Origin of the sequence: Brevundimonas basaltis, assembly GCF_014202075.1 — a bacterium.
GTDB lineage: Bacteria > Pseudomonadota > Alphaproteobacteria > Caulobacterales > Caulobacteraceae > Brevundimonas > Brevundimonas basaltis.
Genome location: NZ_JACHFZ010000004.1, coordinates 346,626 through 361,907 on the forward strand (window position 1 = coordinate 346,626; position 15,282 = coordinate 361,907).

The window sequence follows — 15,282 nt, forward strand, 5'->3', positions numbered from 1 at the left end:
CGCAAACCTTGGCTTCCCGCCTCCCCGCCACTAGGTTCCGCCGCAACGACGGCGGACCCGCCGCGACCCTTTCAGGAGACGCCCCATGCATGACGCGCCCCAATCCGACGCGGCCGCCCGCCTCGACAAGGAAAACCCGCTCGGCGTCGACGGCTTCGAATTCGTCGAGTTCACCGGTCCCGAGCCCGAGGCCATGATCGCCCGGCTCGAGCTGATGGGCTTCACCCGCACCCATGTGAACCCGGCCAACAAGGTCGTGCGCCTGAAGCAGGGCGACATCACCATGCTGGTCAACCAGTCGCCGGCCGGTCAGGCGAAACAGTTCGCCGACGACCACGGCCCCTCGGCCAACGGCATGGCCTTCCGGGTCAAGGACGCCAGGGCCGCCTACGAAGGCGCGGTGTCGCGCGGCGCCAAACCGGCCGAAGGTGCCGACGGCGGCGCGCTGGGCGGCGGCTATCCCTACATCCTGCAGGGCATCGGCGGCTCGCTGCTCTACATCGTCGACAAATACGGCGACGCCGGTTCGCTCTACGACGGCTGGGACGAGATCGAGGGCTGGGAGGAGGCCGAGCGCAAGAATTCGGTCGGCCTGTATTGCCTCGACCACCTGACCCACAACGTCAAACGCGGCCAGATGCGCACCTGGTCGGGCTTCTACGGCGACGTCTTCGCCTTCGAGGAGCAGAAATATTTCAACATCAAGGGCAAGGCGACCGGCCTCTTGTCCCAGGCGATGATCGCGCCCGACCGCGCCATCCGCATCCCGCTCAACGAGAGCCAGGACGAGAACAGCCAGATCGAGGAATTCCTGCGCCGCTACAACGGCGAGGGCATCCAGCACATCGCCCTGCACACCGACAACATCTTCGAGACGGTCGAGGAGATGAAGCGCCGCGGCATCCCCTTCCAGGACACCATCGAGACCTATTTCGACCTGATCGACAAACGCCTGCCGGGCCACGGCGAGGACGTGGCCCGCATGCGCGAGAACCGCATCCTGATCGACGGCTCGGTCGAGGACGGCCTGCTGCTGCAGATCTTCACCCAGGACACCTTCGGCCCGATCTTCTTCGAGATCATCCAGCGCAAGGGCAACCAGGCCTTCGGCGAGGGCAATTTCCAGGCCCTGTTCGACTCCATCGAGCTGGACCAGATCCGGCGCGGCGTCATCAAGGTGGATGCCTGAGTTTCGCCTCGGGCCGCCCGGCTGGCTGCCCTGGCTCGGCCCCCTCGTGGCGGCGGGGATCGGGGCGGCGGTCGGGGAATACGGCCTCGACGGGGATTTCGGGACGGTGCTGGCGGCGGCCCTGATCGGCGGCTTCCTGCCCATCCTCGGCAACGCCCTGTGGCGCTGGACCCACCGCCGCAAGGGCTAGTGGAAGTCCCGTGACCCCGGCAGCACCCGCACCGCTCTCGGGTGCCGTCCCCGGGCCGGCTCGTGCCCCGATCCCGGGGCCCGGTCCGGCGTCAGATGGCCCAGCATGGGGGTCCAGTCGTCGAGCTGCTCGACGACCAGATGGGTCACCCCCTCGGCGCTCTGGACCTTGCCGGTCGCCAGCACCATCCGGGCCCCCATCGCCGTCGGCCGGAACCGTTCGAACACATCCGGCCACAGCACCAGATTGGTCACCCCGGTCTCGTCCTCGATGGTCATGAAGCAGACGCCCTTGGCCGTGCCCGGCCGCTGCCGCACCAGCACCACGCCGCCGACCCGGATTCGTTTGTGGTTCGCCACCTCGGCGCAGGCCTGGGCCGTCACCGCCCCCGCCGCCGCCAGCCGCTCGCGCAGGAAGCTCAGCGGGTGCCCCTTCAGCGACAGCCGGAGGGTCTGGTAGTCGCCCACCACCTCCTCCGAGGGGGCCAGCGCCGGCAGCGCCTCCGGCGGTCGGCCGTCGCCCTCGACCAGCCCCATGGCCTCGAACAGCGGGGCCGGCGCCGCCGCCGACGGGGCGCCCCTGGCCGCCCACAGGCCCTGGCGCCGCGTCAGGTCCAGCGAGCCGTAGGCGTCGGCCTCGGCCAGCCGGTCCAGCGCCGCCGGCGGCAGCTTCGCCCGCACCCGCAGATCCTCCAGATCCGCGAACGGCCGCTCGGCCACGATCCGCTCCGCCCACGCTTCCCGGAACCCGTCGATCGACCGCAAACCCAGCCGCAGCGCGTGCCGCGCCTCGCCCTCGCGCGGCTCCAGCGAGGCGTCCCAGCCGCTGGCGTTGACGTCCGGATGCCTGACCTCGACGCCGTGCTCCCGCGCGTCCCTGACCAGCTGCGCGGGGGCGTAGAACCCCATCGGCTGGCTGTTCAGCAGCGCCGCCGTGAACACCTCCGGATAGACGCACTTCACCCAGGCGGAGATGTAGACCAGCAGGGCGAAGGCGCAGGCGTGGCTCTCCGGGAACCCGTATTCCCCGAAGCCCTTGATCTGCTGGAAGCAGCTTTTGGCGAAGTCGGGCGGATAACCCCGCTCGATCATCCGCCCGACAAACAGGCCCTCGTACTCGTGGATGGTGCCCATGTGCCGGAAGGTGGCCATGGCGCGCCTCAGGCCATTGGCCTCGGCCGGACTGAATTTCGCCGCGTCCATGGCGATGCGCATGGCCTGCTCCTGGAACAGGGGCACGCCCAGCGTCTTGTGCAGGACTTGCCTGAGCTCGTCGGCCGGTCCGTGGTCCGGCGACGGGGCAGGATAGTCGATCCGGTAGGGTCGACCCTCTTCCTCGGCCTCCCGTCTTTCCTTTCGCCGCTTCAGATAGGGGTGGACCATCCCGCCCTGGATCGGGCCCGGCCTGACGATCGCGACCTCGACGACCAGGTCGTAGAAGGTCTCGGGCCGCAGCCTCGGCAGCATGGCCATCTGCGCCCGGCTCTCGACCTGAAAGACGCCGATCGAGTCCCCGTTCTGAAGCATTTCGTAGACCGGCTTCTCGCCCATCGGGACGGTGTGCAGCTCTAGCGCCCGACCGTAGCTCTGTTCGATCATCCGGAAGGCGCGCTTCAGGGCGGTCAGCATGCCCAGGGCCAGCACGTCGACCTTCATCAGCCTGAGGTGGTCGATGTCGTCCTTGTCCCATTCGATGAAGGTCCGATCCGGCATCGCCGCGTTGCCGATGGGTACGATCTCCAACAGCGGAGTCTGGCTGAGCACATAACCGCCGACGTGCTGGCTCAGGTGGCGCGGAAATTTGATCAGCTCGGCGGTCAGGTCCAGCGCCAGCCGCATTCGCTCGTCGTCGCGGCTCAGGCCCGTCCGGTCGATGTGTTCGCCCTTCACGCCGTCGCCCCACGAGCCCCAGACGGTGTCGGCCATGCGGGCGGTGACGTCCTCGGTCAGGCCCAGCGCCTTGCCGACGTCGCGGATCGCCGAGCGGGGGCGATAGTGGATGATGGTGGCCACGATGGCCGCGCGGTCACGGCCGTAGCGGCGGTAGACGTACTGCATGACCTGCTCGCGCCGCTCGTGCTCGAAGTCGACGTCGATGTCCGGCGGCTCGGCGCGGTCGGCGGACATGAAGCGCTCGATCAGAACATCCTGTTCGGCCGGGTTCACATTGGTGACGCCGAGGCAGTAGCAGACCACGGAGTTGGCCGCCGAGCCGCGTCCCTGGCACAGGATCGGATCGTCCTGGCGCCGGGCCCAGGCGACGATGTCGTGCACGGTCAGGAAGTAGTTGGGATACTTCAGTTGTTTGATCAGCCTCAATTCCTTGACGATGGTCTGCCGGATGCGCGGCGACACGCCCTCCGGCCACCGTTCCCGCGCGCCCTCGAAGGTCAGGCGGATCAGCCGGCGCTGGGCGGTCCAGCCGTCGGGCACGGGTTCGTCGGGGTATTGGTAGCTGAGTTCGCGCAGGGAGAAGGTGCAGGCCCTCACAACGTCCATGGTCCGGGCCAGCGCCACCTCATGGCCGCGGAACATGCGCGCCATCTGCTGCGGCGATTTGAGGAACCGCTCGGCGTTGGCCTGCAGGCGGCGACCGGCCTTGTCGATGGTGGTTCCCTCGCGGATGCAGGTCAGGACGTCCTGCAGCCGGCGCCGGTCGGGGTGGTGGTAAAGGACGGCGTTGGTGGCGATCATCGGTGCGCCGGTGCGCCGGGCCATGGCCGCCAGACGAGCGAGACGGCGCCGGTCGTCGCCGCGCCACAGGGGCGAAGCCGCCAGATGAAGGGTGTCGGGCCAGGCGCGCCGCCACGCCGTCAGCCGGGTCTCGAACGCCGCGTCCGGGCTTGCCGGCGCCGGGACAAGGGCGATCATGCCTTCGCCCCGTTGCGCCGCCTGGTCGAAGGTCAGGCGGGTTTCGGCCTTTTCGATGCGGTCGCCGTCGGGATCGGCGCCCGGCTGCGGCACCACCTCGCTCTTGCCCAGCGACAGCAGGCGGCAGAGGCGGCCGTAGGCGGCGCGGTCGCGGGGGAAGACGATCAGCTCGTTTCCGTCGGTGAAGGTCAGGCGCGAACCGATGACCAGCCGGATGTCCGCCTGCTCGGCGCCCATCAAGGCCCGGACGATGCCGGCGAGGGTGTTGCGGTCGGCGACGCCGACGGCGGCCAGGCCGAGCGCCCTGGCCTGCAGCATCAGCTCGGCGGGGTGGGAGGCCCCCTCGAGGAAGCTGAAATTGCTCATGACGCCGAGCTCGGCGTAGGCGCCGTCCCAGCCGTTCACGCCAGCACCCCGTGCATCCACCAGCTGGGAGGCCGCTCATCGGGGCCGCCGGCGTATTCGCGGCCGTAGAGGCCTTCGCGGAAGACCCAGTAGCGGCCGCCCTCGGCGTCCTCGAGGCAGTAGTAGTCGCGGGTCCGGGCGCGGGCGGTCCGCCACCATTCGGGCGCCACGCGTTCGGGGCCTTCCGACCGGACGACGCGGCGGGAGGCGCGGCGCCAGGTGAAGCGGGCCGGAGCGCCGTCGGGCAGGTCGAACAGCGGGTCCCTGATCGGCTCGGGCGGGTCGAGCAGCAGGATCGGGCGGCGGACGGCCTCGCAGGGAGCGGCCTCGATGCGGCGGCCGAGGGCGGGGCGTAACCGTTCGGCCCGTTCGGGGAGCCAGCTGTCGAGCGCTTCGGGCGCCAGCATGCGGGCCTCGCCCAGCCGCGCCGTCAGCCGGTCGATCAGGGCGGTCAGGCTTTCGGCCTGTTTCGCCTCAGCCTCGCGCTCCAGCGCCGCCTGCCGGGCCGCCATCGGCTCGACCACATCGGCGGTCAGCATCAGGGCGTCGAGGCCGAAACCCAGCTCCAGCTTGCCCAGCCCGGCCTCGCGGAACAGGCGCAGCCAGACGGAGGCGTCGCGGCCGGGGCGGCCCATGCGGACGGACAGCGAAGTGGTCCGGCCGTCGGAGCGGAAACCGGTCAGGGTCAGGGCCCGCGCGCCCTGACCGTCGCGCTCCAGCGGGGCGGCGAGGTCGGCGGCCAGTCCGGACAACCGCGTCTCCACCCCCTCCAGATCGGCGACCGGCTCCATCCAGGTCTCCCACGACCGGTAGCGGGGCGGGGGGCGGACGGGGACGAGGGCCTCGCCGACGTGGCCAAGCGCCTGATCCAGCCGGCGGACCAGATCGACGCCGCCGTCGTTGCGGAAGCGGCGGGCAAGGCCGGCGCGGGGCATGGGGTAGAGGTCGCCGATCCGCTTGAGGCCGAAGCGGCGGGCCTGGGCCAAGGTGCGGTCGGCGATGCGCAGGGCCTCCACCGGCAGGGGGGCCAGCCGGTCGCGGGCGTCGTCCTGCGTGGCGATCGGGGCCGCCCCGGCCTCGTCCTCGCCCCAGCGGGCCAGGGCCCAGGCCGCGCCGGGGGTGGGGGCGACGGCGACGCGGGCCTTGATCCCCGCTTCGGCCAGTCGCTGCCGGATCTGTTCCGCCAGCGCCGCCTCGCCGCCGAACAGGTGGGCGGCGCCGGTGACGTCGAGGAACAGGCCCTCCAGCCCTTCCTCAGACGGATCGACGCTGACCGAGGGCGACCAGCGCTCGGCCCATTGCGCCAGCGCCGTCAGGGCCCGGGCGTCGGCGGCGGGATCGGCGGCCTGACCGATCAGGTGCGGGACCATGGCCCGGGCGTCGGCCTGGGTCTGGCCGCGCCGAAGGCCCGCGGCCCGGGCGGCCGGATTCAGGGCGTGGATCACCGCCGCGCCCCGACTGTTCTTGAGGATCAGGGCGAACGGGTTGCGGGGGTCGAGAGCGGGCTCAGGCGGCGAGGCCGGACGGCGCGCCCGTTCCAGCGATCGACGGCGAACCGAAATCGGCCAGTCGATCAGCCAGACGGAGACGATGCGTCTCATCATCCTGCTCCAGCATCCAGGCGCCGGGCCGCTCGCCCCGGCCGCGCGTCAGTTCGGCGAGAAGGCGGGCCCGGCCGGGGGCGCGGTCGTCCTCGGGGTCCACTGCGCTGGCCTGCGTCGAAATCCGCCAGCGCCGCCGGGCCGCGCTGAGCCCGTCCAGTCCGCGCGACAGGATCAGGCCGACGGCCTCGCCCTGTTTCGCCGCGAAATCGAGCCGGCGGGTCTGGGCCAGGGTCGCGCCCTCGACCGCGCCGAGACCGAGCGCCACCGCCCCGGAGCGAAGCCCCTGCTCCATGACCCACAGGGCCTCGGCCAGGGAGGCGGCGGAAGCGAGGATCAAGGGGACCCCCGCCATCCCGGGGCCGTAGGGGCGGCCGTATTCGACGAACCAGGCCCTGGGCGCGGTGACCAGCACCGGCCGGGTGTCGTCCGCGCGCCGTCGCGACAGGGCGAACGCCACCGCCGCGGCCACGTCGCGCGGCGTGGGCGCGCACGCCTCCTCGAGCGGGGCGGGCGTTTGCGGGAACGGGTCCTGTGACAGGGCGGGCGACGGGTTCATGATCATTCAGACGCTGAATGTTCATTCTTTGTTCCGCATGGGACGGAGAGTCAAACGTGGAATCGGATTCGTCCGGGCCGGGGATTTTCACTCCTGAGTGAAACCAAAAAAACGGTGTGGCGGAGTCGGCAGAGTCGGCGCCGAAATTCGGTGTGGCGGAGTCGACAGAGTCTACATCGCCCGAAGCATCCATAGACGCCGCTGCAGCCGCCGCGTCTCAACAACACGATTTCAAAGACCGGCCGGCGGTGAGGCCTGGCTGGACTGACATGGGGCGGCGCGGGCGGGGATCAAGGGCGGGACAGGAATAAATTCCTGCCCCTCTTCGCTTCGATCGACCGTCATCCTCGGGCTTGACCTGAGGATCAGATGTCAGACTGGGCTGTGCGCAAAGGACGGCCCTGAGGGCGCGGGCTGCATGATCCTCGACGCAGCACCGGTTGGTCTGACCCTCGGGTCAAGCCCGAGGGTGACGATGGTGGTGGAAAGGTCGTCCTACCGCCGCGCCTTCAGTGCGTCGCGGATTTCGGTCAGCAGGGTTTCGGTCGGGGTGGGGGCCGGCGGGACGGCGGCGGGCTCGGCCGCCTGCTTGCGGCGCATCTGGTTGATCGCCTTGACCAGCAGGAAGACCACGAAGGCGACGATCAGGAACTGGATCAGGGTGTTGATGAAGGCACCGTACTGGATGGCCACCTTTTCGACCGCCTCGGTCGTCGGGTCCTCGGGTTTCAGAACCCACTGCAGCTTCGAGAAGTCGACATTGCCGAGCGCCAAGCCGATCGGCGGCATGATCACCTGATCGACCAGGCTGGTGACGATCTTGCCGAAGGAAGCGCCGATGATGACCCCGACGGCGAGGTCGATGACGTTGCCGCGCGCGGCGAACTCCTTGAATTCGGCGAGCAATCCCATCAGTCGGTAGCGTTTAGACGCTCACGAAGCTCCTTGCCGCTCTTGAAGAAGGGCACCGCCTTGGCGGGTACGTCGACGGTCTCGCCGGTGCGCGGATTGCGTCCGGCCCGCGCCGGCCGTCCGCGAACCGAAAAGGCCCCGAAGCCGCGCAGCTCGACCCGGCCGCCCTCGCCGAGCGCCTCGACCATCCGGCCGAGGACGATGTTGACCACCCGCTCGACCTCGGCGTGGGTCAGATGGGTGTTCTCGGCCGCCAGTTTCTCGATCAGTTCGGATTTGATCATGTCAGGCCCCCGCCCTCCAACGCCCTTCCCAGGACCATACGGGTGCATCCGAAACCCGAATGCAATCCCTACCTTAGCGACCGGAGGCCGGAGGCAAAAGACCCGACGCCCGGAAATGTCGGTTACTGGACCTTCACCATCCGGGCCGGAGGCATGAAAAAGGGCGGCCAGATCGCTCTGGCCGCCCCAATCATTCGCTCTGCAGCGAAGGCCTTACTCCTTGGAGCCGGCCTTTTCGCGCAGGGCGGCGCCGAGGATGTCGCCCAGCGAGGCGCCCGAGTCCGAGGACCCGAACTGTTCGACGGCTTCCTTCTCGTCCTTCATCTCGAGCGCCTTGATCGAGACGGAGACGCGGCGCGAGGCCTTGTCCATGCCGGTGACCATGGCGTCGACGCGGTCGCCGACCGAGAAGCGCTCAGTGCGCTGTTCGGCGCGGTCGCGGGACAGGTCCGACTTGCGGATGAAGGCGGTCGCCGGGGCGTCGTCCTCACCGAACTTGACCTCGATGCCGCCGGTCTCCACCGCCGTGACGGTGACGGTGACCTGCTGGCCCTTCTTGAAGGTGTCGCCTTCCATCGGATCGCCGCCGAGCTGCTTGATGCCCAGCGAGACGCGCTCTTTCTCGACGTCGACGTCCAGCACCTTGGCCTTGACGGTTTCGCCCTTGCGGTAGCGCTGGATGGCTTCCTCGCCCGAGACGTTCCAGTCGAGGTCCGACAGGTGGACCATGCCGTCGATGTCGTTGTCGAGGCCGATGAACAGGCCGAACTCGGTGGCGTTCTTGACCTCGCCCTCGACGGTCGAGCCGATCGGGTTGTTGGCCACGAAGGCGTCCCACGGGTTGTCCTGGGCCTGCTTCAGGCCCAGCGAGATGCGGCGCTTGGAGGCGTCGACGTCCAGCACGACCACGTCGACTTCCTGCGAGGTCGAGACGATCTTGCCGGGGTGGACGTTCTTCTTGGTCCACGACATTTCCGAGACGTGCACCAGACCCTCGACGCCGGCTTCCAGCTCCACGAAGGCGCCGTAGTCGGTGATGTTGGTGATGCGGCCCGACATCTTGGCGCCGACCGGATATTTGGCTTCCACGCCGTCCCACGGATCGGCCTGGAGCTGCTTCATGCCGAGCGAGATGCGCTGGGTGTCCGGGTTGATCTTGACGATCTGGACCTTGACGGTGTCGCCGACGGCGAGGACCTGCGACGGGTGCGAGACGCGCTTCCACGACATGTCGGTGACGTGCAGCAGGCCGTCGATGCCGCCGAGGTCCACGAACGCGCCGTAGTCGGTGATATTCTTGACCACGCCTTCGCGGACTTCACCCTCTTGCAGCTGGCCGACCAGCTCGGTGCGCTGTTCGGCGCGGGCTTCTTCCAGGATGGCGCGACGCGAGACCACGATGTTGCCGCGCGGACGGTCCATCTTGAGGATGGCGAAGGGCTGTTCCTTGCCCATCAGCGGGGCGACGTCGCGCACCGGACGGATGTCGACCTGCGAGCCCGGCAGGAAGGCCGAGGCGCCGCCGAGGTCGACGGTGAAGCCGCCCTTGACGCGGCCGATGATGGCGCCGTTGACCGGCTGGCCTTCGGCGAAGACCACTTCCAGACGGGTCCAGGCTTCCTCGCGGCGGGCCTTGTCGCGGCTGATGACGGCTTCACCCAGGGCGTTCTCGACGCGCTCAAGGTAGACTTCGACGTTGTCGCCGACTTTCGGGATCACGGCGCCTTCGCCGACGCCGAACTCGCGGGCCGGGATGCGGCCTTCGGTCTTCAGACCGACGTCGATGATCAGGATGTCCTTTTCCATGCCGACGACGCGGCCGTGGACGACCTGGCCTTCGCCGAGGTCACGGCCCTGAAGGGTTTCGTCGAGCAGCGCGGCGAAGTCGTCACGCGAGGGGGAGAAGCTTTGGGTATCGGTCAATGGGTTTCTAACGGTTGTGGCGCGTGACCGGACGGCCCCGCGCGAGGTGGATTGAAGGGTGAAAGCAGGTCGTCGGGATGCGAGGCAAATGAAGCCAGGTCGCCCGCGGAAGCCGAGGATGGGAGCGTTGGATTTGCGGAACGGGTCAGAGACCGTGTTTCGCGCGCGCCGCCTCGACGATACGGCGGGCCGCATCGAAGGCGGTCTCTATATCCATATCGGTCGTATCCAGCAAGACGGCGTCTTCGGCCTGGACCATGGGGGCGGCGCCGCGTCCGGCATCGCGCTCGTCGCGGCGGACGATGTCGGCCAGCATGTCCTCGAAGGCGATGACCTCGCCCCGGCCGGTCAGCTGTTTCCAGCGGCGCGTGGCGCGGACCTCGGCGGTGGCGGTGACGAACAGCTTGGCCGGGGCCTCGGGGGCGATGACGGTGCCGATGTCGCGCCCGTCGAGGACGGCGCCCCCGGGCTGGCTGGCGAAAGTTTTCTGGAAGGCGAGCAGGGCGGCGCGCACGCCGGGATAGCCGGCCACCCGGCTGGCGGCCTCGCCCGCCCCGCGATCGGTCAGCCGGTCGGTGTCGGTCAGGTGGCTGGCGTCGAGGGCGCGGGCCACGGCTTCGGCGGCGGCGGCGTCGTCGAGCGAGCCGCCGGTGTCGAGCAGACCGAGGCCCACGGCGCGGTAGAGCAGGCCGGTGTCGAGGAACGGCAGGCCGTAGGCCTTCGCCAGCCGGGCGGCGATGGTGCCCTTGCCCGAGGCGGCGGGTCCGTCGACGGCGATGATCAGGGCCTGGCTCATGCGGAGCCGATATCTGCCCCGAGCCCGCGCATCAACTCGACAAAGCCGGGGAAGCTGGTGGCGATCATTGCGGGCTGGTCGACGGTGACGGGGTCGGCGGCGGCGAGGCCGAGGATCAGATGGCTCATGGCGATGCGGTGATCGCCGTGGGTGGTCACTGCAGCGCCGCCGCGGACCGATCCGTTTTTGGAACCGCCGGTGACGGTGAAGCCCTCCGCCTCCTCCTCGACCGCGACGCCGCAGGCCTGCAGTCCGGCGGCCATCAGGGCGATGCGGTCGCTTTCCTTGAGCCGCATCTCGCCAATGCCCCGCATGACGGTGTCGCCGTCGGCGAAGGCGGCCGTGGCGGCGAGGATGGGGTATTCGTCGATCATCGAGGCGGCGCGCTCGGGGGGCACGACGACGCCCTTGAGGGCCGAGTGGCGGGCGGTGATGTCGCCGATCTCCTCGCCGCCGGCCGTGCGGCGGTTCGAGACGGTCAGGTCGGCGCCCATCTCGCGCCAGGTCTCGAACAGGCCGGTGCGCAGGGGATTGAGCATGACGCCTTCGACGGTGACCGCCGAGCCCGGGACGATCAGGGCGGCGGCGAGCGGGAAGGCGGCCGACGACGGGTCGCCGGGGACTGTGACGGGGGCGGCGGTCAGGGTCTGACCGCCCCTGAAGGTGACGCGCCACCCGGCGCCGTCCGGCAGGACGCCGACCTCGGCTCCGAAGGCGCGCAACATCCGCTCGGTGTGGTCGCGGCTGGGCTCGGGTTCCGTGACGGCGGTGACGCCGTCCGCGTTGAGGCCGGCCAGCAGGATGGCGGACTTGATCTGGGCCGAGGCGACGGTCTGGCGATAGTTGATGGCCGCGAGGCGGCCGCCGGTGATCGTGACCGGCAGCCGGTCCTCTTCGCCGGACCATGCGAGGCGCGCGGCCATGTCGGCGAGCGGGCCCGTCACCCGCTTCATCGGTCGTTTGCGCAGGCTGGCGTCGCCGTCGAAGGTGACGGTGATCGGATAACCCGCCGCCGCGCCCATCAGCAGGCGAACGCCGGTGCCGGCGTTGCCGCAGTCGATGACGCCAGCCGGCTGTTTGAAGCCGCCGTGGCCGGTGACCCGCCAGCGGCCCGGTCCCAGCCGTTCGACGCCGGCGCCGAGCGCCGCGACCGCGCGGGCGGTGGCGAGGATGTCGTCGCCCTCGAGCAGGCCGTCGATGTCGGTGACGCCGGACGCCATGGCCCCGAGGATCAGGGCGCGGTGGGAGATGGACTTGTCGCCCGGGGCGCGGACCACGCCGGCCAGCGCCGGGGCGCTGCGGGCGGTCAAGGTCGAGGGGATCGTCACCCGGCGGTCTCCGAATTGGTCAGGCGGCCCGGGCGGCGCGAGAGATGGCTTTTGACAGCGGCCCCCCATGGTGGCAAGGGACGCGCCCGATTTCAAACTCCCGCCAAAGGTCTTCAACCGTGGCCAATCCCGAACTGGGCCAGAAGCAGGTCTGCCCGAACTGCCAGGCCAAATTCTACGACCTGACGCGCCGCCCGGCGCACTGCCCGAAATGCGACACCGAATTCGATCCGGAGGAGGCGCTGAAGCTGCGCAACCGCCGCGGCCGTCCGGCCGGTTACGCCGCCGAGGAGACGACCGAAGAGGATACGGACGATCAGGTCGACAAGAAGAAGCCCGCGTCTGACGATGACGACGAGGACGAAACGGTCGCCACGCCGGAGATCGACCAGGAGGGCCATGAGCCGATCCTGACCCCGGACGACGACGATGATGACTCGGCCGCCGACGCCTCGGAGGAGCCCGGCATGGGCGAGGCCGGCGACGATGACGACGACGTGCTGGCCGACGACGATGACGATGACTCGGTGCCCTTCATCGAGGACGAGGACGACGACTCGTTCGGCGAGGAGATCGTCAAGAAGGGCAAGGACGAGGACTGATTTTCCGGCCTCTCCGGGGGCCGAAAATAAATGGCGGAACCGGGCTTGATCAGGATCAGGCCCTGACATAGGTTCCGCCGCCTCGCCGGGGGCGGTTTTCTCCCGGCGATCCGATCCGAAAGGGTTCGGGGCTTTAGCTCAGTTGGTAGAGCGCTTGCATGGCATGCAAGAGGTCAGCGGTTCGACTCCGCTAAGCTCCACCATCGAAGGCCCTGCGGGAGACCGCGGGGCCTTCGTCCTTTGTGGCCCCCGGCCGTTGATCTGGCGAGCCCGTCCTCCCATCTTGGAGACAGCGGCCGACGCCTCGCCGATCCCGGGGGGCGTGGACGGTCGCAGGCCTGCTTCGGGGGCGAGACCATGACCACGCGCACCATTTTGTTCGACAGCCCCTTCCTGCTCGGCTTCGACCATACGCGAGCCCTGATCGACCGGGCGGCGCGGGCGGCGGGAGACAGCTATCCGCCCTACAACGTCGAGCAGCTGGGCGAGCATTCGGTGCGCATCACCCTGGCGGTGGCGGGCTTCGGCCCCGACGACCTGACGGTGACTATCGAGGGGCGCCAGCTGACCATCGCCGGCAAGCGCGAGGACGCCGGCAAGGGCGAACAGGCCTTCCTGCATCGCGGCATCGCCGGGCGGGGCTTCGTGCGCAGTTTCGTGCTGGCGGACGGGCTGGAGGTCGATCAGGCCCGGCTGGAACACGGCCTGCTGCACGTCGAACTGAGCCGGCCCGAGGACCTGCCCACGGTCCGGCGCATACCGATCACGGCGGGCTGATCCAGCCGCCATGTCACCGGCTGTCCAAATGGAGGCCGAACCACACCGCCCTTCGGGGGTTAGTTGAGAGTAAGGAGGCGGTCGCGATGACGCCGATGACGATGACCAAGGAAGACTTCAAGGGCCTGGGCGCCCCGGACCTGGTGTATGTGCGCGAGATCCGCGCCGCCGATGTGCTGGCCGATGCGCCGCTGCCGGATACCAAGGGTCTGTCGATCGATCCCGAGGCGGTTCTGTATGCGGTGCACGGGGCCGACGGCGAGCGGCTGGCCGTGATGATGGACCGCGAAACCGCCTTCGCCGCCGCCGTGGCGCACGAACTGGAGCCGGTTTCGGTTCACTAGATTCAATCGACTTTCAGGTCTGGTAGCGGTCTGATTTCACCCGTCATTCCGGGGCCGTGGCGGTCGCGAGCCGGTAGCGGAACCCGGAACCCAAGGGATCGTCCCTGCTGCGAAAGCTGCTTCCCGACCCGGGCCAGACTCCTGGGTTCCGGGTTCCGCTGCGCGGCCCCGGAATGACGTCGTTGAAGGTAGTTCGGCTACGCCGCCGTGGCCGGGACCTGGTCGCGGACGAAGAGAGCGCGGATGGCGTCGGTGGTCCGGGCCTGGCGCAGGTGTTCCCGCATTTCCGACGAGCGCAGGGCGCGCGAGACCGCCGCCAGCGCGCGCAGGTGCTCCGCGCCGTCGCTGGGGGGCGCGAACAGGGCGAAGAGCAGGTCCACGGGACGATCGTCGACGGAATCGTAGGCCACGGGCGTGTCGAGGCGCACGAACACCGCCGTCACCCGGTCAATGCCTTCGATGCGGGCGTGGGGTACGGCCACGCCGGAGCCGAGCCCGGTCGAGCCGAGAGCCTCACGCTCGAGAAGGGCCTCCATGACCCGGGACTCCGGCAGGCCGAGCGCCTGGGCGCCCGCTTCCGCCACCGTATACAGCGCCTGACGTTTCGACGACGCGCCGCCGCGCAGGACGACACCGCCCTCCGCCAGCAATTCCCCGATGTCCATAAGCTATCCCGACTCTACCCAAACATTCCCGCTGGGCGGGCGCCGTGTAGACGACCCGCCTCGTTGTGGGAAGCACTATGACGCACCACCGTTTACCGAACCGTGTCCATTGAGCGTTTTCGAAGTCCGCTCGGGATCGATCCAGCCGACATTGCCGTCCGGGCGGCGGTAAACCACGGACAGGCCGCCATGGGCGGCGTTACGGAACACCACGACCGGATAACCGGTCATGTCGAGCTCGAGCACGGCGCGGCCGACGGTGACGGTGCGGATCTCGGCCTCGGTCTCGGCGATGACCATGCCGACCGGCGGCGGGCCGTCCTGGGCGCCGGCGTCACCGAAATCGGCGTCCTCGACGCTGTCAGGATCGCGCAGAACCATGCTGCGGGCGACCTCGCGGGCCGCGTTCTCGGTCTTTTCGGGCGAGAGCCCCTTGGGACCGGCGTGGTGGTCCTTGAGGCGGCGCTTGTAGCGCCGGACCCGCTTCTCGAGCTTGTCGAGGCTCTCGGTGAAGGCCGAATGGGCGTCGCCGCCCTGCCCCGAGGTGACCACGACCTGGCCCGAGGCCAGCCGCACCCAGCAGTCGACCTTGAAGTTGTGACCCTCCTTGGCGACGATCACCTCGGCGTCCTGGGCCCCTCGTTCGAAATATTTGCCGATCCCGTCCTGAAGTTCCTGGGAGATGCGGGAGCCTAACGCTTCGCCGACATCCACGTGTTTACCGCTGACCTGGATTTGCATGTCTGTAGAACGCGACCGTTGGCGTTTGGTGTCAACGCCGATCACTGAAATGTGGTGAGGAATTCGGGGACGGCCCGACAGGGACTTCGGCGACGG

The 15,282-nt window shown here is 69.3% G+C and carries 15 protein-coding genes and 1 tRNA gene; 6 read left to right on the top strand and 10 right to left on the bottom strand.

Annotation, left to right across the window (positions count from 1 at the left end; all coding sequences use genetic code 11):
• Nucleotides 1-85 precede the first annotated feature (85 nt).
• Both hppD and HNQ67_RS11360 read left to right on the top strand, forming a co-directional pair.
• A complete protein-coding gene (hppD, locus tag HNQ67_RS11355; RefSeq protein ID WP_183255430.1) occupies nt 86-1,189 on the top strand; it encodes a 4-hydroxyphenylpyruvate dioxygenase in 1,104 nt (367 codons plus the stop codon).
• On the top strand, nt 1,182-1,379 hold the full coding sequence (locus HNQ67_RS11360; RefSeq protein WP_183255432.1) for a hypothetical protein: 198 nt from the start codon (nt 1,182-1,184) through the stop codon (nt 1,377-1,379). The genes hppD and HNQ67_RS11360 overlap by 8 nt, the downstream gene beginning before the upstream one ends.
• On the opposite strand, the gene HNQ67_RS11365 is transcribed toward HNQ67_RS11360, so the two are convergent.
• The 8 genes from HNQ67_RS11365 to aroA form a co-directional block, all read right to left on the bottom strand.
• Nucleotides 1,376-4,654 carry an error-prone DNA polymerase gene (locus HNQ67_RS11365; protein WP_343054902.1) on the bottom strand — a complete coding sequence of 1,093 codons (3,279 nt, stop codon included), beginning with the start codon at nt 4,652-4,654 and terminating at the stop codon, nt 1,376-1,378. The two genes, HNQ67_RS11360 and HNQ67_RS11365, sit on opposite strands and share 4 nt — an antisense overlap.
• Complete coding sequence (locus HNQ67_RS11370) at nt 4,651-6,255, bottom strand: Y-family DNA polymerase (RefSeq protein WP_183255435.1); 1,605 nt, start codon at nt 6,253-6,255, stop codon at nt 4,651-4,653. Before HNQ67_RS11370 ends, HNQ67_RS11365 begins: the two co-directional genes overlap by 4 nt.
• Nucleotides 6,161-6,820 (bottom strand): hypothetical protein, encoded by a 660-nt coding sequence (locus HNQ67_RS11375; protein WP_183255437.1) that lies wholly within the window; start codon nt 6,818-6,820, stop codon nt 6,161-6,163. Before HNQ67_RS11375 ends, HNQ67_RS11370 begins: the two co-directional genes overlap by 95 nt.
• A 489-nt stretch (nt 6,821-7,309) precedes the next feature.
• Nucleotides 7,310-7,726: a large-conductance mechanosensitive channel protein MscL gene (mscL, locus tag HNQ67_RS11380; RefSeq protein ID WP_183255439.1), complete on the bottom strand. Its 417-nt coding sequence runs from the start codon at nt 7,724-7,726 to the stop codon at nt 7,310-7,312.
• Complete coding sequence (locus tag HNQ67_RS11385) at nt 7,726-8,010, bottom strand: integration host factor subunit beta (RefSeq protein ID WP_183255442.1); 285 nt, start codon at nt 8,008-8,010, stop codon at nt 7,726-7,728. The genes mscL and HNQ67_RS11385 overlap by 1 nt, the downstream gene beginning before the upstream one ends.
• Before the next feature lie 213 nt (nt 8,011-8,223).
• Nucleotides 8,224-9,933 carry a 30S ribosomal protein S1 gene (gene rpsA / locus HNQ67_RS11390; protein ID WP_183255445.1) on the bottom strand — a complete coding sequence of 570 codons (1,710 nt, stop codon included), beginning with the start codon at nt 9,931-9,933 and terminating at the stop codon, nt 8,224-8,226.
• 145 nt (nt 9,934-10,078) lie between these two features.
• Entirely contained in the window at nt 10,079-10,729 is a 651-nt protein-coding gene (gene cmk, locus HNQ67_RS11395) for a (d)CMP kinase (protein WP_183255447.1), read from the bottom strand.
• A complete protein-coding gene (gene aroA, locus HNQ67_RS11400; RefSeq protein ID WP_343054908.1) occupies nt 10,726-12,051 on the bottom strand; it encodes a 3-phosphoshikimate 1-carboxyvinyltransferase in 1,326 nt (441 codons plus the stop codon). Before aroA ends, cmk begins: the two co-directional genes overlap by 4 nt.
• A gap of 125 nt (nt 12,052-12,176) precedes the next feature.
• Between aroA and HNQ67_RS11405 the strand changes: the two genes are divergently transcribed.
• The 4 genes from HNQ67_RS11405 to HNQ67_RS11420 all read left to right on the top strand — a co-directional run bounded on the left by HNQ67_RS11405 (nt 12,177) and on the right by HNQ67_RS11420 (nt 13,780).
• On the top strand, nt 12,177-12,659 hold the full coding sequence (locus HNQ67_RS11405; protein ID WP_183255452.1) for a TIGR02300 family protein: 483 nt from the start codon (nt 12,177-12,179) through the stop codon (nt 12,657-12,659).
• A 127-nt stretch (nt 12,660-12,786) separates the two neighbouring features.
• Nucleotides 12,787-12,862, top strand: a tRNA-Ala gene (locus HNQ67_RS11410).
• Nucleotides 12,863-13,016: 154 nt separating this feature from the next.
• On the top strand, nt 13,017-13,436 hold the full coding sequence (locus tag HNQ67_RS11415) for an Hsp20 family protein (protein ID WP_183255456.1): 420 nt from the start codon (nt 13,017-13,019) through the stop codon (nt 13,434-13,436).
• A gap of 86 nt (nt 13,437-13,522) precedes the next feature.
• Nucleotides 13,523-13,780 (top strand): DUF1150 family protein, encoded by a 258-nt coding sequence (locus HNQ67_RS11420; RefSeq protein ID WP_183255458.1) that lies wholly within the window; start codon nt 13,523-13,525, stop codon nt 13,778-13,780.
• Between the two features lie 197 nt (nt 13,781-13,977).
• On the opposite strand, the gene HNQ67_RS11425 is transcribed toward HNQ67_RS11420, so the two are convergent.
• The gene (locus HNQ67_RS11425; protein ID WP_183255460.1) at nt 13,978-14,445 is read right to left on the bottom strand and encodes a PTS sugar transporter subunit IIA; all 468 of its coding nucleotides are present in this window, start codon (nt 14,443-14,445) and stop codon (nt 13,978-13,980) included.
• A 75-nt stretch (nt 14,446-14,520) separates the two neighbouring features.
• Nucleotides 14,521-15,186, bottom strand: coding sequence for a ribosome hibernation-promoting factor, HPF/YfiA family (gene hpf / locus HNQ67_RS11430; RefSeq protein WP_183255462.1), 666 nt, complete (start codon nt 15,184-15,186; stop codon nt 14,521-14,523).
• Nucleotides 15,187-15,282: the final 96 nt, after the last annotated feature.